Source organism: Streptosporangium sandarakinum (assembly GCF_013409935.1).
Lineage (GTDB): Bacteria > Actinomycetota > Actinomycetes > Streptosporangiales > Streptosporangiaceae > Streptosporangium > Streptosporangium nondiastaticum.
In genome coordinates, this window is record NZ_JACCCO010000001.1 from 1,130,345 (window position 1) to 1,149,907 (window position 19,563).

Annotated in this window: 17 protein-coding genes and 1 pseudogene; 8 read left to right on the forward strand and 10 right to left on the reverse strand. The window is 74.0% G+C overall.

Annotated elements, in window-relative coordinates; all coding sequences use genetic code 11:
• Positions 1–92 precede the first annotated feature (92 nt).
• The 5 genes from HDA43_RS04880 to HDA43_RS04900 all read left to right on the forward strand — a co-directional run bounded on the left by HDA43_RS04880 (position 93) and on the right by HDA43_RS04900 (position 7,712).
• Entirely contained in the window at positions 93–1,001 is a 909-nt protein-coding gene (locus tag HDA43_RS04880; RefSeq protein WP_179818521.1) for a MerR family transcriptional regulator, read from the forward strand.
• Complete coding sequence (locus HDA43_RS04885) at positions 1,001–3,601, forward strand: VIT domain-containing protein (RefSeq protein ID WP_179818522.1); 2,601 nt, start codon at positions 1,001–1,003, stop codon at positions 3,599–3,601. Before HDA43_RS04880 ends, HDA43_RS04885 begins: the two co-directional genes overlap by 1 nt.
• Positions 3,602–3,723: 122 nt before the next feature.
• A complete protein-coding gene (locus tag HDA43_RS04890; RefSeq protein ID WP_312873013.1) occupies positions 3,724–5,316 on the forward strand; it encodes a DUF885 domain-containing protein in 1,593 nt (530 codons plus the stop codon).
• A 380-nt stretch (positions 5,317–5,696) separates the two neighbouring features.
• Entirely contained in the window at positions 5,697–6,560 is an 864-nt protein-coding gene (gene mmuM, locus HDA43_RS04895; protein WP_179818524.1) for a homocysteine S-methyltransferase, read from the forward strand.
• A 180-nt stretch (positions 6,561–6,740) separates the two neighbouring features.
• Positions 6,741–7,712 carry an acetylxylan esterase gene (locus HDA43_RS04900; protein WP_179818525.1) on the forward strand — a complete coding sequence of 324 codons (972 nt, stop codon included), beginning with the start codon at positions 6,741–6,743 and terminating at the stop codon, positions 7,710–7,712.
• 184 nt (positions 7,713–7,896) lie between these two features.
• Here the strand turns inward: HDA43_RS04900 and HDA43_RS04905 are convergent.
• The 3 genes and pseudogenes from HDA43_RS04905 to HDA43_RS04915 all read right to left on the reverse strand — a co-directional run.
• Positions 7,897–8,190 (reverse strand): annotated as a pseudogene (locus HDA43_RS04905) (fluoride efflux transporter FluC); the annotation flags it as partial.
• Complete coding sequence (locus HDA43_RS04910) at positions 8,187–8,819, reverse strand: fluoride efflux transporter FluC (protein WP_179818527.1); 633 nt, start codon at positions 8,817–8,819, stop codon at positions 8,187–8,189. The gene HDA43_RS04910 and the pseudogene HDA43_RS04905, both read right to left, overlap by 4 nt.
• A gap of 107 nt (positions 8,820–8,926) precedes the next feature.
• Positions 8,927–9,712 carry a lysophospholipid acyltransferase family protein gene (locus HDA43_RS04915; RefSeq protein WP_179818528.1) on the reverse strand — a complete coding sequence of 262 codons (786 nt, stop codon included), beginning with the start codon at positions 9,710–9,712 and terminating at the stop codon, positions 8,927–8,929.
• Positions 9,713–9,861: 149 nt separating this feature from the next.
• On the opposite strand from HDA43_RS04915, the gene HDA43_RS04920 reads away from it, so the two are divergent.
• Positions 9,862–10,626 carry an alpha/beta hydrolase gene (locus HDA43_RS04920; protein ID WP_179818529.1) on the forward strand — a complete coding sequence of 255 codons (765 nt, stop codon included), beginning with the start codon at positions 9,862–9,864 and terminating at the stop codon, positions 10,624–10,626.
• Positions 10,627–10,692: 66 nt separating this feature from the next.
• Complete coding sequence (locus tag HDA43_RS04925; protein WP_179818530.1) at positions 10,693–11,184, forward strand: DMT family transporter; 492 nt, start codon at positions 10,693–10,695, stop codon at positions 11,182–11,184.
• Between the two features lie 120 nt (positions 11,185–11,304).
• On the opposite strand, the gene HDA43_RS04930 is transcribed toward HDA43_RS04925, so the two are convergent.
• From HDA43_RS04930 to HDA43_RS04960, 7 genes are all read right to left on the reverse strand, one after another.
• A complete protein-coding gene (locus tag HDA43_RS04930; RefSeq protein WP_179818531.1) occupies positions 11,305–12,438 on the reverse strand; it encodes a beta propeller repeat protein in 1,134 nt (377 codons plus the stop codon).
• A gap of 68 nt (positions 12,439–12,506) precedes the next feature.
• Positions 12,507–13,214 (reverse strand): endonuclease/exonuclease/phosphatase family protein, encoded by a 708-nt coding sequence (locus HDA43_RS04935; RefSeq protein WP_179818532.1) that lies wholly within the window; start codon positions 13,212–13,214, stop codon positions 12,507–12,509.
• Between the two features lie 106 nt (positions 13,215–13,320).
• Positions 13,321–14,265, reverse strand: a complete 945-nt coding sequence (locus tag HDA43_RS04940) for an ROK family glucokinase (protein WP_179818533.1) — start codon at positions 14,263–14,265, stop codon at positions 13,321–13,323.
• 50 nt (positions 14,266–14,315) lie between these two features.
• Positions 14,316–14,906 carry a hypothetical protein gene (locus tag HDA43_RS04945; RefSeq protein WP_179818534.1) on the reverse strand — a complete coding sequence of 197 codons (591 nt, stop codon included), beginning with the start codon at positions 14,904–14,906 and terminating at the stop codon, positions 14,316–14,318.
• Positions 14,899–16,068: an ArsA family ATPase gene (locus HDA43_RS04950; RefSeq protein ID WP_179818535.1), complete on the reverse strand. Its 1,170-nt coding sequence runs from the start codon at positions 16,066–16,068 to the stop codon at positions 14,899–14,901. Before HDA43_RS04950 ends, HDA43_RS04945 begins: the two co-directional genes overlap by 8 nt.
• Before the next feature lie 106 nt (positions 16,069–16,174).
• Positions 16,175–16,612: an SRPBCC family protein gene (locus HDA43_RS04955; protein ID WP_179818536.1), complete on the reverse strand. Its 438-nt coding sequence runs from the start codon at positions 16,610–16,612 to the stop codon at positions 16,175–16,177.
• A 149-nt stretch (positions 16,613–16,761) separates the two neighbouring features.
• The gene (locus HDA43_RS04960; protein ID WP_179818537.1) at positions 16,762–17,529 is read right to left on the reverse strand and encodes a metallophosphoesterase family protein; all 768 of its coding nucleotides are present in this window, start codon (positions 17,527–17,529) and stop codon (positions 16,762–16,764) included.
• 200 nt (positions 17,530–17,729) lie between these two features.
• Between HDA43_RS04960 and HDA43_RS04965 the strand changes: the two genes are divergently transcribed.
• A complete protein-coding gene (locus HDA43_RS04965; RefSeq protein ID WP_179818538.1) occupies positions 17,730–19,523 on the forward strand; it encodes an AMP-dependent synthetase/ligase in 1,794 nt (597 codons plus the stop codon).
• Positions 19,524–19,563: the final 40 nt, after the last annotated feature.

Here is a 19,563-nt window from a genome sequence, read left to right on the forward strand (position 1 = left end):
TCGTCCTATGTCCTTCTATGTCCCAAACGCCCATACCCACCGAACGGCTTCTTATGTTGACAGTGTCACGATGACAGTGTCATTGTTGGAACATGGAGTGGACGATCGGCGAACTGGCCGAGCAGGCGACGGCCCTGCTGGGTCCCACCGCCCAGCTCAGCGGGCGCGTCAGGGACGTGCCCAACGAGCGCCTCATCCGGTGGTACGCCACGATCGGGCTCCTCGACCCGCCCCTGACCCGCCGTGGCCGCGTCGCCCTGTACGGCAGGCGCCACCTGCTCCAACTCGTCGCCGTCAAGCGCCGCCAGGCCGAGGGCCGGACCATCGCCGAGATCCAGGCCGAGCTGGCCGGAGCCACCGACCGGACGCTGGAGGCGATCGCGGACATCCCCGAGCCGCCCGCGGGGTCACCCGCCGGACCGGCCGCCGGGCCACCGGCCGCGCCGCGTGCCGCGCGCCCGCGCTTCTGGGCCACGCCGCCCGCCGCGACCGGAGCCGCGCCCGCCCCTCCCCCGCCGTCCGGCGCACCTCCGAACACTTCCCCGTCATCGGCCGCGCCGCCCGGCGCACCGCCGAACATCCCGCGGTCGCCCACCGGCCGCCCGCCCGCCGCCGTACCCGCCCCTCCCCCGCGACCGGCGGCGCCCGGGGCCGCCGCGCGGTCCCTCCGGCGCGCACCCCGCCAGGCCGGGAGCCGGCCCGCACCACACCCGGAAGCCGGGCCGCCCACCTCCTCACCCGCCGCCGTGGGGCCGCAGTCCCCCGGCACGAAGCCTCAGCCTCCGGACACGCCGGCCACCGTGAGGCCGCAGGCCCCGCCCCCGAGTGGGCCGCCGGCCGTGGCCGTCCACGGCGTACGGCTCGCACCGGGCGTGACGCTGCTGCTCGACGGCGGCCGCGCGCCCTCCCCGGACGACCTCACCGCGATCGGCGCCGCGTCCCGGGCGCTCCTCGCGGTCCTGCGTGAACACGACCTCGTCCCTCCGGAAGGAGAGCAGTGATGATCAGCTCGATAGGAACGCTCAGCCCGGAGGAGTACGCGCCGGTCCCGGACGCCGGGCTGGGCGCGCTCGCCACCGAACGCGGCAACCTGCCGCTGGAGGGCGTGGACGTCACCGCCGCGGTGTCCGGGCTGGTCGCCGGGGTCGAGGTGACCCAGGTCTTCCGCAACCCGCACGACGTGGCGCTGGAGGCCACCTACGTCTTCCCGCTGCCCGACCGGGCCGCCGTCACGGCCTTCCGGATGGAGGCGGACGGCCGGGTCGTCGAGGGGATCCTCAAGGAGCGCGGGCAGGCCAGGGCCGACTACGACCGGGCCCTCGCCGAGGGCAGGCGGGCCGCGATCGCCGAGGAGGACCGGCCCGACGTCTTCACCATCAGGGTCGGCAACATCGTGCCCGGCGAGCGGGTCACCGTACGCCTGACGCTCAGCCAGCCGCTGCCGTACGAGGACGGCGCCGCGACCTTCCGCTTCCCGCTGGTCGTGGCCCCGCGCTACATCCCCGGCGCCCCGCTCGACGGCGAGCGGGCCGGCGACGGCCGGTCACCGGACACCGACGCGGTCCCGGACGCCTCCCGGATCACCCCTCCGGTGCTGCTGCCCGGTTTCCCGGCCCCGGTACGGCTCTCGCTCGCGGTCACCGTCGATCCCGCCGGGCTGGAGCTGCGGGAGATCCGCTCCAGCCTGCACGCGGTCCTCCAGGAGGACGATGAGGAGGGCGTGACGGTCGGCCTGCGACCCGGCGAACGGCTGGACCGCGACTTCGTCCTGCGCCTGGCCTTCGACGCCTCGACCGCCCTGACGCTGGTCCCCGACCAGGCCGGATCGGCCTCCGGAGCGCGCGAAACGTCCGCCGGAGCGGCCGGGACGGGCGACGAAGCGGCCGGACAGGCTCCCGGCACCAGCGAAACGCCTTCCGATACGGCCGAACCGGCCGGGGGGACGTTCACGCTGACCGTCGTGCCCGGCCCCGCGCCCGCCGCGACCGGTTCCAAGGACGTCGTGCTCGTCCTCGACCGCTCGGGCAGCATGGGCGGCTGGAAGATGGTCGCCGCCCGGCGCGCCGCCGCGCGCATCGTCGACACCCTCACCGACGGCGACCGGTTCGCCGTGCTGTCCTTCGACCACATGGTGGAACGGCCGGCCGGGCTGGGCGAGGGACTGGTGGAGGCGACCGACCGCAACCGCTACCGGGCGGTCGAGCACCTGTCCCGGCTGGAGGCGCGCGGCGGCACCGAGATGCTGGCCCCGCTGGAGGAGGCCGTCGCGCTGCTGAACGGCCGCCCGGATCCCATGTCCCCCGGACGTCCCGGAGCGCCCGGGGACCCCGCCCGGACGGCCGGCACCGTGCCCTCCGCCGGTTCCGCGCCCTCCGGCGGCCCCGCCGGTCCGGCCGACCGCGTCCTGGTCCTGGTGACCGACGGCCAGGTCGGCAACGAGGACCAGATCCTGGAGCGGATCGGCGGCGGGCTGGCGGGGACGCGGGTGCACACGGTCGGCATCGACCGCGCGGTCAACGCCGGGTTCCTCGGCAGGCTGGCCGGGCTCGGCGCGGGCCGCTGCGAGCTGGTGGAGTCGGAGGACCGGCTGGACGAGGCGATGGAGCACATCCACCGCAGGATCGCCGCCCCGCTGGTCACCGACCTGTCCCTCGAGGCCGACGGGCTGAGCCTCGTCCCGGACACGACCGGCCGCCTCGGCTCGATCCACCACGGCGTGCCGCTGACCGTCCACGGCCGGTACCTGGGGGACGCGGCCGGAGCGCTGACCGTCCGGGGACTGGACGCCGCCGGGCGGCCGTGGGAGCGCAGGGTCACCGGCGTCCGGGGGAGCAATCCGGCCATGCGGGCGATCTGGGCGCGCGCCCGGCTGCGCGAGCTGGAGGACCGCTACGCCGCCGGGGACCGGTCCCTGGAGGAGGAGATCGTGGCGACCTCCCTCGGGTACGGCGTGCTCTGCCGGTTCACCGCCTTCGTCGCGGTCGACTCCAGGGTCGTCGCCGAGGGCGGCCCGGAGCACCACGTGATCCAGCCGGTGGAACCGCCCTCCGGCTGGGCGGGATCGGGCGGCGCGCCGATGGCGATGATGCAGGCCGCGATGCCCATGATGCCGGTCGCGGCCGCCGGGCCGATGCCGGCGCCCGGCGGCCCGGCCCCGTCCGGCCCTTCCCCGGAGTTCGGCGGCCCCGCCCCGGCCTTCGCGCCCGCCCCGGGCTTCGCCCGCGCGGCGAAGGCGCCGGCCCCGCGGGTGTCCGGTACGGCCCGGCCGTCGGAGACGCTGCGGGTCAGGCTCGGCGAGGAGCTGGAGCGGCTGCGCGCCGCGGAGTCCCTCCCGGCGGCGGCGAAGCTGCGCTACCTGGACGACCTGGGCAGCCGCCTCGCGGCCCTCGCCGCGTATCTGGGCGGCCACACCGGGCTCGCGGCCCTGGCCGAGGAGCTGCAAACCGGCGGCGACCCGGACGCGCTGTGGCGCCGGGCCGTCGAGGTTCTGTCCGCCCTCCGTGACTCCGCCGGATCCGGCGGGCCGGGTGAGCCGGGTGGGACCGGCGGTTCCGGAGGCTCCGGCGAGCCCGGCCGGCGCCGGCCGTTCTGGAAGCGCTGAGCGGACGCGTTCTCCCGATCAGGAGGACGCGTCCCGGCCCGGAAAACGCCGGGCTCCCCGGCTGACCGGTGGGTTACAGTGCCGGGGTGACCAGCCCGATATTTGCGCTTTGCGATGAGTACGTGACCCGCTCGGCGGCCCTCGACCCGGTCGCCGCCGGCATGGACGGCGTGGACGTCCCGTTCGCCCCGGCCACCGACTACAGCCCGGAGGGCCACGCCGCCCGCGCGTCGCTGATGAAGGAGACCCTGTCCAGGCTCTCCTCCCTGGAGCCGCTCGGCGAGGCCGACGTGCGGGCCGCCGCCCACCTGCGGGAACGGCTGGAGGCCGAGCTTGGCCTGCACGAGACCGGCGAGCACCTCCGCGCGGTGTGCGCGCCGTTCGGGCTGGTCTGCGAGCTGTGGGAGAGCACCGACCTGCTGCCGCACCGCACCGAGGATGAATGGCGCGACGTCGCGACGCGGCTCGCGGCCATCCCCCGCATGCTCCAGGGCTGGCAGACGAGCCTCTCCGCCGGTCTGGAACAGGGGCTGCGGGCCGCGCGCCGGCAGGCGCTGGAGGCCGCGGTCCAGGCCGCGCGCTTCGCGGAGGACCGCACGCACGGGTCCCTGGTGGACGCCTACGGCGACGGCCCGCTCCGGGACGAGCTCGCCGAGAGCGCCGCCGCCGCGCACGCGGGCTACGCCGAGGCCGCCCGCTACCTGCGCGAGGAGTACGCGCCCCGGGCGAGCGAGGCCGACGGGGTCGGCGCCGAGCGGTACGCCGTGCACTCGCGCCTCCAGCTCGGCGCCGACATCGACCTGGTCGACGCCTACGAGTGGGGCTGGGCCGAACTGGCCCGCATCGAGGCCGAGCTGGCCGCCGAGGCCGACCGGGTGCGGCCGGGCGCCTCGGTGGAGGAGGCGACCGCGATCCTCAACGAGACCTACTACGTCGAGGGCCGGGACGCCTACCGGGAATGGCTGCAGGAGCGCCACGACCGGGCGATCGAGCGGCTGCACGGCACCCACTTCGACATCGCCGAGCCGCTGCGCCGGGTGGACGTCGTGCTGTCCTTCGACGCCAGCGCGGGCGCGGCCTCCTACATGAGCCCCAGCGAGGACCTGTCCCGGCCTGGTCGAACCAACTGGCCCGTGACCCCGGGGCGGGACCGGTTCGAGGTCTGGAACGAGCTGACCACCGTCTTCCACGAGGGCGTCCCGGGCCACCACCTCCAGATCGGCACCACGCGGGTGGTCGGCGACGGCCTGTCGCGCTTCGGCCTGGCCTCCTGGGTGAGCGGGCACGGCGAGGGCTGGGCGCTGTACGCCGAGCGGCTGGCCGACGAGCTGGGCTGGTTCGACGAACCGGGCACCCGGCTGGGCATGCTGGCCGGGTCTGCCCTGCGGGCGGCCCGGGTCGTCATCGACCTCGGCGTCCACCTGGACCTGCCGCTGCCCGACGGCTCCCGGTGGACCTTCGAGCGGGCGTGCGAGGTGCTGCGGGACCGCGGCCGCTGCGAGCCGCACCGGGTGCACAACGAGGTGGTCCGCTACTTCGGCTGGCCCGCGCAGGCCCCCTCCTACAAGCTCGGCGAGCGTGCCTGGCTGGCCGCCCGCGAGGAGGCCCGGCAGCGGCTGGGCGCCGGCTTCGACCTGCGGCGCTGGCACACCGCGGCGCTGGAGCTGGGCCCGGTGGGCCTGTCGAGCCTCACCGAGGCCCTGCGCCGGATCTGACCGGCGGGCGGACCGGCCCACCACGCCCCGGCGTCACGGACCGGTCCGCCCATGCCCCGCCCGTACGGCCCGTCCCGCCCCGGCGTCACGGGCCGGCCCCTGCCCGTACGGCCCGGCCCGCCTCGCCCGTACGGCCCGGCGTCGCGGACCGGCGGCCGGTCGGGCGGACGGCCGGTCGGGCGGCCGGCCGTCCGCCCGACCGGCCGCCGGTCGGTCGGACGGCCGGCCCGCGGTAAACCCGCGCCGGTCACATGGATTTATTACCTCCGCCCCCAGTGATCCGCGGGGTGGCGGGAATGCTGTCCTCCCGGCCCGAGCGGGCCCTTTCCGAAGATCTTCCGGACGGCGGGACGTCGCCTCCGGTGCCTTAGGGTGGCGAGATGGTGATTCTGGACGGCGGACTGGCCACACATCTGGAGACGCTCGGCGCGGACCTCAAGGACGAGCTCTGGTCGGCGAAACTGCTGGTGGAGGACCCTTCGGTGATCCGGCAGGCGCACCTCGACTACTTCCGCGCCGGAGCCAACGTCGCGATCACGTCGAGTTACCAGGCCAACGTCCCGGCGTTCATGCGCCGCGGGCTGAGCGCCGCCGAGGCCGAGAACCTGATCCTGCTGTCCGTTCGCCTGGCCATACAGGCCCGCGACCAGTACGGCGAGGGCACCGTGGCGGCCAGTGTGGGGCCGTACGGGGCCTCCCTCGCCAACGGCGCCGAGTACACCGGCGAATACGACCTCGACGAGGACGGTCTGGTCGACTGGCACCGGGACCGCTGGCACATCCTCGCCGGCAGCGGCGCCGACCTGATGGCCTGCGAGACCATCCCCTCCTACACGGAGGCCAGGGCGCTGGCCCGGCTGTTCGCCGAGACCCCCCGGATGCGGGGATGGGTGAGCTTCTCCTGCCGGGACGGCGAGCACATCAACGACGGCACCCCGCTCAAGGAGGCCGCCGCGCTGTTCGCCGGCATCCCGCAGGTGATCACCGTCGGCGTGAACTGCACGGCGCCGCGGCACGTCAACAGCCTCATCGGGCAGGTCCAGGGCAAGCCCGTGATCGTCTACCCCAACTCCGGTGAGACCTGGGACCCGGCGGGCCGCCGCTGGCTCGGCCTGGCCGACCCGGTCGAGTTCGGCGCCGCGGCGGCCGAGTGGCACGCCGCCGGCTCGAACTTCATCGGCGGCTGCTGCCGTACCACGCCGGAGCACATCCGCCAGATCCGGCGGCACCTGAGGACCGGCTGAGCGGCGGGCCTTCCCTGGCGCCGGGCTTCCCGGGCGGTTCCGGGGAAGCCGCCCGTCCCTGGCGCAAACAACGGCTAATCGCCACAATAACCCCAACAACACCGCTTCGTACCGCCGGTACGGCGCGGCACCGGCCGGGTCCTCCCGGCCTTCGCGCACGCCCCGATCCCGGGAGACCTCTTGTTCGTCGACATGCCGCTGGCACAGCTGCTGGAGTACCGTCCCGACCGTCACGAGCCCGAGGGGTTCGACGCCTTCTGGGAGCGCACCCTGGCCGAGAGCCGCGCCCACGACCTGGGCGCGGTCTTCACCGAGGTGGAGACCGATCTCGCGCTGGTGCGCGTCTTCGACGTCCGCTACGCGGGTTTCGGCGGGCACGAGATCCGGGGCTGGCTGCTCGCGCCGGCCGCGGCCGAGGGGCCGCTGCCGTGCGTGGTGCAGTACATCGGCTACGGCGGCGGCCGGGGCCTGCCGCACGACTGGCTGACCTGGCCGGCGGCCGGCTGGGCGGTCTTCGTGATGGACTCGCGCGGGCAGGGCGGCGGCTGGCGCGTCGGCGACACCCCCGACCCGGTGGGGGGCACCGGCCCTGAGGTGAGCGGCAAGCTCACCCACGGGGTGCTCGACCCGGACGACTACTACTACCGGCGCCTGTACACCGACGGGGTCCGGGCCGTCGAGGCCGCCCGGACCCACCCCCTGGTGGACCCCTCCCGCGTGGTCGTCTCGGGCGGCAGCCAGGGCGGCGCCATCGCGATGGCGGTCAGCTCGATGGTCCCGGATCTGCTGTTCGCCTTCATCGACGTGCCGTTCATGTCCCACATCCGCCACGCCGCCGTGATCACCGACGAGGACCCCTACGCCGAGCTCGGGCGCTTCCTGAAGGCGCACCGCCACCGCTTCGACCAGGTGTTCGCCACCCTCGACCACTTCGACGGCGTGAACTTCGCGGCCCGCAACACCACCCCGGCGCTCTTCTCGGTGGGGCTGCGCGACGGCGTCACCCCGCCGTCCACGGTGTTCGCGGCCTACAACCACTACGCGGGCCCCAAGGACATCCGGGTGTGGCACTTCAACGGGCACGAGGGCGGCGAGTCCGCCCAGGTGACCGAGCACCTGAGGATGGCGCGGAAGCTGCCGGCCGGCCGCTGAACGCGGCCGGGCCGCCGGTCCGGAGTCCGTACGGGAACCCGGCCCGGAGTCCGTACGGGAAGCCGGCCCGGAGTCCGTACGGGAAGCCGGGCGGGGGCGGCGGTCAGCCGGTGAAGGCGCGGGCCAGCGCGAAGCCGACGGTCGCCGCGCCCAGGCCGGCGGCGACCGAGGCGGCGACGTTGGCGACGGCGAGCGTCCTGGCCCCGCTCTCGGCCAACCGCAGCGTCTCGTAGGAGAACGTCGAGTAGGTCGTCAGCGCGCCGCAGAGGCCGGCGCCGAGCAGCAGTTGCGGGCCGGTGCCCACGATCCCGGACAGCACCGCCCCGGTCAGCGCGCCCAGCATCAGCGAGCCGGCCATGTTGACGACGAGGGTGCCCCAGGGGAAGGTCGTGGCGTGGCGGGCCTGGACGGCGCGGTCGATGAGGTAGCGCAGGGGCGCGCCGAGGGCGCCCCCGAGCAGCACCAGCAGCCAGCTCATCGCGTCCTCCCGTCGGTCCTCGGCCTCTCCGGCCCTTCCCCGGCTCCCCCCGGTCCCCGCGTCCTCTCCGCCTCCCGTGTCCTCCGCGCCTCCGACGGCGCCCGCCGCTCCACCGCTCCGGCACCGACTCCGCTTTCGGCTCCGGCACCGACTCCGGTTTCGCTCCCGGAACCGGCTCCGGACAGAAGCCCGCGGGCGACACGCGACCCGGCGGTCACCGCGATCAGGGCTGCCACGGGGGTGACCGCGAGGTAGGCGAGGGCGACGCCGGGCCGACCGCCGAGCAGCAGGCCCTGGATGTCCACGGAGAAGGTGGAGAAGGTGGTGAACCCGCCCAGCACCCCGGTGCCCAGGAACGGCCGGACCCAGGCCGGGGCCGCCGACGCGGCGGCCAGGACCGCCATGAGGACGCCGATCAGCAGGCAGCCGACCGCGTTGACGCCCAGTGTGGTCCACGGGAAGGAGCCGTCCGGGGTGGGCCACAGCAGGCCGGCACCGTACCGGGCCGTGGCTCCGGCGGCACCGCCGGCGGCGATGAACGCCAGGACGGCGTGGTGCGAGCGGCTCAGCTCGCCCCGCTGGCGTTCGTCGGTGAGATCGACGTCGGAGTCGATGGGCTCGGCGGCCATGACAGCCAGCTTAGGGTCCGCCCGGCGGGCTTCCTCCGCTCCCGGGCCCTCCCCGGCGGCCGTCCGGGGCCGCTCCCGCCACGGCGAGGAGCCACCGGACGGTGGTCCTATTCGTGCCCGGGGTCCTTGGCGTTCTTGGCGGCCTTGGCTGTCTTGGCCGCACGGGCGGCCTCCTTCGCCGCCTCCTTGGCGGCTCGGGCGGCGTCCTTGGCGGCGCGGGCCGCCTCGGCCTTGGCGGTGGCGGCGTACTTGTCGACGTACTCCTGGCCGGAGAGCTCCATCAGCGCGTACATGATCTCGTCGGTGACGGCCCGCAGGACGAGGTGGTCCTCCTCCATCCCGTGGTAACGGGAGAAGTCGAGCGGCTTGCCGAACCTCACCCCCGGGCGGATGCCCAGCTTGGGCAGCGGGCGGCCGGGGGGCATCATCTCGAAGGTGTTGACCATCACCCAGGGGATGACCGGCACGCGGGACTCCAGCGCCAGGCGGGCCACTCCGGTCTTGCCCTTGTAGAGGCGGCCGTCGTGGGTGCGGGTGCCCTCCGGGTAGATCGCGAGCACGTGCCCCTCGGAGAGGATGCGCTTGCCGGTGCGCAGCGCGGCCTCGCTGGCCTTGCCGCCGGAGCGGTCGATCGGGACCGTGCCCACGCCGCTGAAGAACGCCTTGCTGACGACCCCCTTGAGGCCGCTTCCGGTGAAGTAGTCGGACTTGCCGAGGGTGATCACCTTGCGCGGCAGGGGCAGCGCCCCGAAGAAGTGGTCGGCGAACGACAGGTGGTTGCCGGCCAGGATCACCGGCCCCTCCACGGGTACGTTCTCCACCCCCTCCGCCCACGGGCGGAAGATGAGATGGAGGAAAGGCCAGAGGATGGCCTTCACCACCCAGTAGAACACGCGGGGCTCCTTCGGTTGACAGGCGTCGAACTGGAGTTATCTTCGCACTTTCAGACTCAGCCAACTACACCGCGAAACCACCCAAATCCACCCCTCGCAAAACACGGCCCACTCGTGCGACGATCGGGCGGACCTGACAAGGAGCTGCGATGCCAGTCATGCCTGGTGCGGAACCGTACCACCACAGAGGTGGACAGATAGGCGTGCTGCTCTGTCATGGATTCACTGGTTCGCCCCAGTCGCTGCGCCCCTGGGGCGAATATCTCGCCGCGGCCGGCCTGACCGTGTCGCTGCCCCGGCTGCCGGGCCACGGCACCACCTGGCAGGAGATGAGCCACACCCGCTGGGAGGACTGGTACGCCGAGCTGGACAAGGCGCTGGCCCGGCTGCGGGCCGACTGCGCCGAGGTGTTCGCGATGGGCCTGTCGCTGGGCGGCTGCCTGGCGCTGCGGCTGGCCGAGGTGCACGGCCAGGCGATCAGGGGCGTGGTGGTCGTCAACCCTTCGGTGGCCAACGACGTCCCACTTCTGAGGCTCGCGCCGCTGCTGCGGCTGGTGGTCTCCTCCGTGCCGGGAGTGGCCGGGGACATCAAGAAGGAGGGGGTGTCCGAACTGGGGTACACGCGCACGCCGGTCAAGGCCGCCGCCACCCTCCCCCGGCTGTGGGCCCTGACCCAGGCCGACCTGGGAAAGATCACCCAGCCGGTGCTGGTCTTCCACAGTCCGCAGGACCATGTGGTGAAACCGACCAGTGTGCGTATTCTGCGTGAGAGGCTGACGAGGGGGAATCTCGATGTGGTGGAACTCCGCGACAGCTATCACGTCGCGACGCTCGACAACGACGCCGAACAGATCTTTGCGAGGAGCCTGGAGTTCATCGACACGAACGCCTCTGTACCCTTGCAGGGAAGTTGAACGCGGGTGGGGGATGTGCGGTTTCCGGGAGAAAGAGGCCGCCCGATGAGTAACGGGCCCAGCTAAGTGACACCGCAGAGCGATGAGGACGAGGTCTGGCGTCAGATCGTCGCGTCCTTCAACGACACCGCCGAGCGCGACTCGGCGGATCAGCCGTGGCCGGACAGCGAGAACCTCCCGGCGGAGCCTTCCCGGCGGGTGGTCAAGCGCTCGGACGAGGAACTCCTCGCCGAGGACGAGTACGGCGACGGCGACGCTCCCGGCGGCGACAACCAGGAGGACCGGGAGAACCGGGAGGATCCGGACGACGAGGGCCACTACGTGCCCCCGCCGCCGCCCCCGCTGCCCAAGACCGACGCCACCACGAAGATCGCCTGGCTCGGTCTGTTCGGCGGTCCCGCCTACCTGCTGCTCAGCGCCGCCTTCGGCTGGAGCCTGCCCGGCTGGGTGCTCTTCACCGCGGTCGCCGCGTTCATCGGCGGCTTCGTGGCCCTGGTGGTGCGGATGGGCGACGGCCCGCCCAGCGATTCCGGCTGGGACGACGGCGCCGTGGTCTGACACGGCGCGCGGCCGGGACATCGCGGCACGGTGCCGGCCGGACGACGGCGACCGGAGAACGGCCGCGGCCGGAGGACCGGCGGCCGAGTGAGGAAGCGCGGCGGGGCGGGCCCGGAGCGGTCAGGACTTGGCCCGCTCCGGGGCGCCGAACCGCTCGATCACGTCGGTGTAGCGGCCCTTGGGGTCCACGACGTGGCCCACGGCCAGCACGCCGCCGTCCTTGGGGAGGTAGGCGACCGACTGGAGCCGGACGGTGCGCCGGGCCTCGGCCGGGGCGCCGTGCACCGACTTGAGCGTGCGGCCGTCGTAGCGCAGCAGGAACGCCTCCCCCGGCCGCTTCAGGTCCACGCCGGAGATCCAGAAGTGCCCCTTGCGGTCGCCGGTGACCCCGTACAGGTTCATCCGGTCGCCGCGCACGCGCACCCGGGACCACTTCTTGCCGTTCCACGACAGGATCAGCGGGCCGGCCTCGCCGGACTCCCCCCGGTAGACGCCGCCGACCGCCAGCGCCCGCTTCGGCCCGTCGATGTGGATGTCGCGGAGATAACCGTTGGGAACGCCGGGGGCCTTGACGGTCTTCCACCGCCCGTCGGAGAGCCGGGCGAGCAGCGGCCCGTCGCCGTCGTCGCCCACCGCCCAGCCGTCGTCCTTGCCGGAGAGCGCCACGCCGTACAGCGTGCCCTCGCCCTTGAGCTTGGCGACCTTCCGCTTGGCGGAGGTCACCGTGAGGATCATCGGGTCCTTGCCGCGGCGGCCGACCGAGACCATCCGGCCGCCGCCAGCGGCCACCCCGCCCAGCCAGTCGCCCACGCGCAGCTCGTCGACGGCGAACCGGTCGAAGCCCGTGCCGTCCCCCCGCGCCACGTACGGCAGGCCGTCGTGGCCCTCGCCGACGGCCCACAGCTCCGTCGGGGAGCCCGCGGCGATCGAGCGCAGGACGCCGGCTCCGGTGGGGTCGTTGCGGACGCCGACCTCGCTCCAGGCCGAGCCGTCCCAGTGGGCGATCGCCCCGCGGCTCTGCCAGATGTCCCAGACGCTCTGCTGGCCCACGGCCCAGGCGCTGCTCGCCGAGAGCCCGACCACGTCGGACAGCGACCCGTCGCTGCTCAGGCGCGCGCTGGTCGGCGTCTGCCAGGCACCCCCGGCCGAGGGCGGGTCGGCGGGCTCGGCGAGTGCGGCGGACGGGTGCGAGGACAACAGGAGCATGCCTCCCGCGCACAGCGCCAGCGCACGCCGCGGAAGGCGACGGGTCATGCACCAAATGGTACGGGGCCGGAGAGGATCACGTGTGCCGCTCCCCCGTCCGGGACCCCGGGAAGGGCTCAGCCGCTCCGGCCGGCCGACCGGCTCAGCTCCGCGACCACCGGGAGGTGGTCGGTGGCCGCCGCCAGGTCGGCGGGGTCGGCCTCGCCCCCGCCGCAGGACACGACCCGCAGGTCACCGGCGGCGAAGATCGCGTCGATGCGCAGCCGCGGCCCGCGCGCCGGGAAGGTGAGGCCGTCGCCGCGCGGCGACACGGGGTGGCAGTCGGTCAGCCGCCCGGCGAGGTAGCGCCAGGTCGGCTCGTGGGACTGCTCGTTGAGGTCCCCGGCGAGCACCGGCAGGGCGTCGAAGCGGCGGGCCGTCGCGCGCAGCAGGGCCAGCGCCTCGACCGCGTGGTACAGGCGGGCGCCCCGGTCGAGGTCGAGGTGGACCGAGCCGACCGCCAGCCGCTGCCCGCGCGCCTCCACCACGGCGATCGCGACCGCGCGCCGCTCCAGGCCGGGGAACCACCGCAGGTGGTGGCCCGTGCCGTGCAGCACCCGCACGTCCGGGCCGACCAGGACGGCCACCCCGCCGGAGCGGCGGCCGGCGGCCGGTGTCAGCCCTCCGGAGGAGGCCAGTTCCCGGCGCCTGCGCCGCCAGCGCAGGAAACGGGGCGCCTCCTGCACGCAGAGCACGTCGGCGCGGAGTGCGGCGATCACCCGGCTCAGCGCGGCGGTGTCGTCCTTCATGGAGCGCACGTTGTAGCCGGCGATCCTGACCGTCACCGCGTCACCGCCCGGCGTCCGCCGCCGTCCCGCACCGTCACGGTCCGGCACCTGCCCCGCGTCCGCCGCCCGACACCTTTCGGCGCCCGTCGCCGCCCGGCGCCCGTCAGAGCCGCCTGGCGAGGTCGGCCGCGCCGACCAGGCCCGCGGACGCGCCCAGCTCGGCGAGGCGGATCTCGACCGGCGGGCGGTGCCCCCTGCCGGTCACGATCCGCGCGTAGGTGTCGCGGACCTCGTCGAACCAGAACTCCGCGGCGCGCGAGACGCCGCCGCCGAGCACGAAGCAGCCGGGGTCGAGGACCGCGGTGAGGTCGGCCAGCCCCTGGGCGAGCCACCCGGCGATCGAGGAGAACGCGGCCAGCGCGGCCGGGTCTCCCTCGCCCGCCGCCTGGGTGACCTCCTGGCCCTCGATCCGGTCGGGCGTGCCGCCGGCGATCTCCAGCAGCCGGGCCGCCCGGCCCGGCTCGGCCGTGGCGATCTCCTTGGCCTCGTGGACCAGGGCGTTGCCGCTGGCGTACTGCTCCCAGCAGCCGAGGTTGCCGCACCCGCACAGGCGTCCGCCGGGGACCGCCTGTATGTGGCCCAGCTCGGCGCCCATGCCCCAGCGCCCCCGGTAGAGGGCGCCGTCGAGCACGATGCCGCCGCCGATGCCGGTGCCGACGGTCACGCACACCAGGTGGGTCTCGCCGCGCCCGGCGCCGAACCGGGACTCCGCCCAGGCCATCGCGTTGGCGTCGTTCTCCACCACGACGGGCAGGCCGACGAGGTCGGAGACCTTCTTCTGCAGCGGCTCCTCCCGCCAGGCCAGGTTGGGGGCGAAGCGCACGACGGAGCGCGTCTCGTCGACGAACCCGGCGGCGCCGAGCCCCACGGCCTCGATCGAGCGGCCCTTCGACAGCTCCCTGACCACCTCGGCGATGGTCTCGGCGACCTTCTCGGGGCTCTGGGCCGGGGTGGGCCTCAGCAGGTTCTCGACGATGCGGCCGTCCTCGTCGACCACGCCCGCCGCGACCTTGGTGCCGCCGATGTCAACGCCGATGGTCAGCGCCATTTTCCAACCTCTCTCGCCGGGGTCCGCCCCCGGTCGTTCCGCTCCGGGGGTCACCCCAGGTCGATGTGCTCCACCGGGGTCTCGTCACGACGGCGCTCCCGGGCCCGCTGCGCGGGCGAGGGCCGGTTGAGGCCGTCCACGGCGGTCCTGAAGGCGGCGAACAGCTCGCTGCCCGCCTGCACCAGGTGGTCGGTGACCGCGACGCCCGACTCCCGTTCCCGCGCCCGCCGGTCCGCCATCGCCCGGCAGACGGGGCAGGCCCGGCAGATGTACTCGTCGTGCTCGGACACCGCCTCCTCCCAGACGTCCCGGCCGGCCGTACGGCCGCCGCCGAAGACGCCGCCCACGGTGCCCCGGACGTCCCGGACGGCGCCCCTGACCAGGGTCTTGCCCAGCTCCCTGGCGGCCCGCTGCTGGAGGGAGTCGAAGAGCTTGAACGCCTCCTCGACGGCGCCGCCCAGCGGGTCCCCGGCGGTGGCGCGCGCGTCGCTCCGCACGCCGCGCGCCTCGTCCCGCGCTCCGCCGCGTGAGTCGTCCCGCACGTCGTCCCGCACCGCGTCGCTCACGTCGCCCCACACGTCGCCGCGCGCGTCGGCCCCGGCGTTCTCCGCCTTGCCGGTCTTGTCGGTCATGTCAGTCATCTGGCCCTCCCGACTCGAACCGTACCCGGAGAAGCCCGTCGCGGAGCACGGCCTCGCGCACCCGCCTGCGGGACAGGGCCGCGGGGAGGGCCAGCACCCGCCGGTGGGAGCCGGCGGTGACGATCAGCTCGTCGCCCTTGCGCGCCAGGTCCACCTCGCCCCGCTCGGCGAGCGGCAGCGCCAGGACCAGCTCTCCCTCGGGGGTGATCCGCAGCGGCGGGTCCCCGGCGGGCGGCGCGAAGGGGTCGGTCCCGCCGTACACGGCCTCGGCGACCTCGGCGAGGGCGTCGGCGCCGATCGGCTCGGCGTCGAGGTAGGGCACGGTGTGCAGGGGCAGCGGGGAGAACGACTGGCGGATCTCCGCCAGGTGGCCGGCCTGGGCCTTCACCCAGCCGCGCCGCCACGGGTCGGCACCGCCCGCGGGGAAGACCCGGTTGGCGATCACCGCGTCGACGCGGTAGCCGTACAGGCTGAGCGAGGTGAGCGTGCGGCGGGCCTCGGCCAGCACGACGGCCTCGGGGGTGAGGACCAGCCGGACGCTGGCGCCGGGGCCGGTGAGCAGCTCCCGGACCTCCATCAGGCTCCGGTGCAGGCGCTCGCCCGCGCCGAGCACATGGTCCTCGGGCACGTTCACCTGGGCCACCCTGCGGACCACCGGCGAGAGCGCGCGCAGCAGCCGCCGGCCGGTCGGCAGCAGCCGGTTCACGTGCCAGTCGAGGGCCTCGGGCAGGGCGAGCAGCCGGAGCGTCTCGGCGGTGGGCGCGCAGTCGACGACGATCACGTCCCACCGGCCGTCGCGGGCCTGCTCGCGCAGCTCCAGCAGCGCGATGACCTCCTCCGCGCCGGGCAGCACCGTGATCTCCTCGGCGGTGATCTCGTCCAGGCCGAGGTCGGCGAGGACGTCCCTGGCGTAGTCGCGCAGCTCGCCCCACTGGCGCTCCAGCGCCTTCTGGGTGTCCACCTGGTACAGGTGCAGGCCGGGCGCGACCTCGGCGGGGCCGTCCCCGGCCGTCACGCCCAGCGCGTCGGCCAGCGAGTGCGCGGTGTCGGTGGAGAGCACCAGCGTCCTCAGCCCCGAGCGGGCGGCGAGGGTGGCGGTGGCGGCCGCCACGGTCGTCTTGCCGACGCCGCCCTTGCCGGTGAACAGCAGGACCCGGCTCACGCGGCCTCCCGGCCCGCCGCCGCACCGCCCGGGACGGCCGCCCCGGGGCCCGGCACGGCCGGGACGGCCACCGTACGGCCCGCCACCGAGACCCGGCCGCCGCGCCTCATGAGGCCTCGACGCGCTTCTTCAGTCCCTTCAGGGCGGTGTCGACGATGACCTTCTCGGCCTTTCGTTTGATCATTCCGATCATCGGGACCTTGAGGTCCGCGGCGAGCTCGTACGTCACCTCGGTGCCGCTGCCCCGCTCGGCCAGGACGTAACGTCCGGTGAGCCCGGAGACCATCCGGCCCTCCTTCGCGATCCGCCAGCCGACGGACTCCTCGCCGTTCCAGGTGTAGGCGAGGGTGTACTCGTCGTTGATGACGCCGGCGTCCAGGACGAACCTGACCTCGGCCGGACGGCCGTCCGGCCCGGTGGACAGGACCTCGGCCTCCTTCACCTGGCCGGCCCACCGGGGATAGGAGGGGAAGTCGGCGATCACGGCCATGACGGCCGGGCGGGCGGCGTCGATCGTGATGCTGGAGGAGGTTCGATCAGCCATGGGGTTACCGTACTCGTTCCCGGTTTCCCAGCGGACCTCCGGCGCACCGCGCCGTTCCCTCCCGGACGGCGCCGATCCGGCCGCCCGGATCACCGCCATGGCGTCCGGCTCACCACTCCGGGACGAGGCTCACCATTCCAGGACGAGGCTCACCATTCCAGGACGAAGGGCGTCCCCCGGCCGCGGAAGTGGCCCACGTTGAGGCACTCGGTCCGGCCGATCCGGGTGCGCGGCGACAGGGGCTGGTGGACGTGGCCGAACAGGGCGTAGCGCGGCTGGGTCCGCCTGATCGCCTCCAGCGTGGCCTCGCTGCCCCGCTCGAAGCGCCGGGCGACCACGTCGTAGAGCAGTTCGGGGACGGCCGGGGGGATGTGGCAGCAGAGCACGTCCACCTCGCCGACGGCCTCCACCTTGCGGGCGAACTCCTCGTCGTCGATCTCGTTCGGCGTCCGGTACGGCGTGCGCAGCCCGCCCCCGACGAAGCCGAACCGCAGGCCGCCGATCTCCACGGTCTCCCCGTCGAGCACGCGGTGGCCCTCCCGCAGGTAGTCGGGCCACAGGCGGGGCAGGTCCACGTTGCCGTGGGTGAGGTAGGCCGGGATCGGCATCGCGGCGAAGATCTCCGCGTACTGCCGGCGGACGGCGTGCTCGATGTGGTCGCGGGGGTCGCCGCCGAGGGAGGCCCACAGCGCCGCCGACATCTCCCGCGCCTCACCGAACCGCTTGGCGGTGCGCAGCGCGATGAAGCGGGCGGCCTGCTCGGCCCCGAACAGCTCGGCGAAGATGCCCCGGGAGTGGTCGTCGTAGTCGATGAACAGGATGAGGTCCCCGAGGCAGACGAGCGCGTCGGCCCCCTCTCCCGCGCGGGCCAGGGCGTCGGTCCTACCGTGCACATCACTGACGACATGAACCCGCATGGCGGACATACTAACCAGACCAAGAAAGCGGACATAAGTAACAACTAAGCCGCGACCGGTACGGCACAGCCGCCCTGGGCGGCAAGGCTGATACCGTGAATCCGCCTCGGACAGCGCCTGGTCGTCGGCCTTACCCACGCGTAACATGTCGCGATGAACCTCCAGGCAGACCATCTATCCGCGCGATCTCAGGAGTGCCCGTGCGCGAGTACAGCGTCCCCGTGCTGGTGGATGTCCCCTCCTCCGCCAATCTGACCGACACGCCGTTCCGGCGCGCCGATCGGGAGCCGGGCACCGTGGTCATGCGCCGCAAGGTCGGCGAGGAGTGGGAGGACGTCACCGCCCGGGAGTTCCGCGACCAGGTCGCCGCCCTGGCCAAGGGCCTGATCGACGCCGGCATCGAGCCGGGCGACCGGGTCGCCCTGATGTCGCGCACCCGCTACGAGTGGACCGTCGCCGACTACGCGATCTGGGCCGCCGGCGCGGTCGGCGTACCGATCTACGAGACCTCCTCCGCCGACCAGGTGAGGTGGATCGTCTCCGACAGCGGCGCCAGGGCCGCCTTCGTGGAGCTCGCCTCGCACGAGGAGACGGTCCGCGAGGTGATGGACGAGCTGCCGGGCCTCAAAGACGTCTGGCGCATCGACGACGGCGCCCTGGAGGAGCTGAGCGCGGCCGGCGCCGGGGTGTCCGACGAGACCCTGACCGAGCGCAGGACCTCCCGCGGCATCGCCGACCTGGCCACCATCGTCTACACCTCCGGCACCACCGGCCGGCCCAAGGGCTGCCGGCTGACCCATGACAACCTGCTGTTCACCGCGCGGAACGTCGCGTCCGGCCCACTGGAGGCCCTGTTCACCAGGGATGACCGGGCGGCGCTGCTGTTCCTGCCCCTCGCGCACGTCTTCGCCCGCATGATCGAGATCGTGCTCGTCGAGACGGGCACGATCATCTGCCACACCCCCAACATGAAGAACGTCGCGCCCGACCTGCAGGGCGCCCGGCCGACGTTCCTGCTGGGCGTGCCCCGGGTGTTCGAGAAGGTCTACAACAGCGCCGAGCAGACGGCCGCCGCCGGCGGCAAGGGCAAGATCTTCCACGCCGCCGCCGCCGTCGCCATCGCCTGGAGCCGCGCCGAGTCCTCCGGCGGCGCCGGGCTCGGCCTGAAGATCAAGCGCGCCGTGTTCGACCGGCTGGTGTACAGCAAGCTCCGCGCGGCCACCGGCGGCAGGCTGTCGGCCGCGGTGTCGGGCGGCTCGGCGCTGGGCGAGCGGCTCGGCCACTTCTTCCGCGGCGTGGGCATCGAGGTCTTCGAGGGCTGGGGCCTGACCGAGACCTCCGCGCCGTCCGCGGTCAACATGCCCGGCGCCAACAAGATCGGCACCGTCGGCAAGCCGTTCCCGGGCGTCACGCTCGCCATCGCCGACGACGGTGAGATCCTGATCAAGGGCCGCCACGTCTTCCACGGCTACTGGAAGGACGAGAAGGCCACCGCCGAGGTGATCGACGCCGACGGCTGGTTCCACAGCGGCGACGTCGGCGAGCTGGACAAGGACGGCTACCTCCGCATCACCGGCCGCAAGAAGGAGATCCTCGTCACCGCCGCCGGCAAGAACGTCGCGCCCGGCCCGCTGGAGGACTTCATCCGCGCCCACCCGCTGGTCAGCCAGGCGATGGTGGTCGGCGACGGCCGGCCGTTCGTCTCCGCGCTCATCACCCTCGACCCCGAGGCGCTGGAGCAGTGGAAGAAGACCAACGGCAGGGAGGGCGCCTCCCTGGCCGAGCTCAGCGCCGACCCGGCCGTCCTCGCCGAGGTGCAGAAGGCGGTGGACACCGCCAACCGCTCGGTGTCCAAGGCCGAGCAGATCAAGAAGTTCACGGTGCTCGACACCGACCTCACCGAGGAGACCGGGCACGTCACGCCCAGCCTCAAGATCAAGCGCAACATCGTGATGCGCGACTTCGCCGACCGGATCGACGCCCTGTACGGCTGACACCGTACGGCCGGCGGGGTCCCGCCCCGCCCCGTCCCGC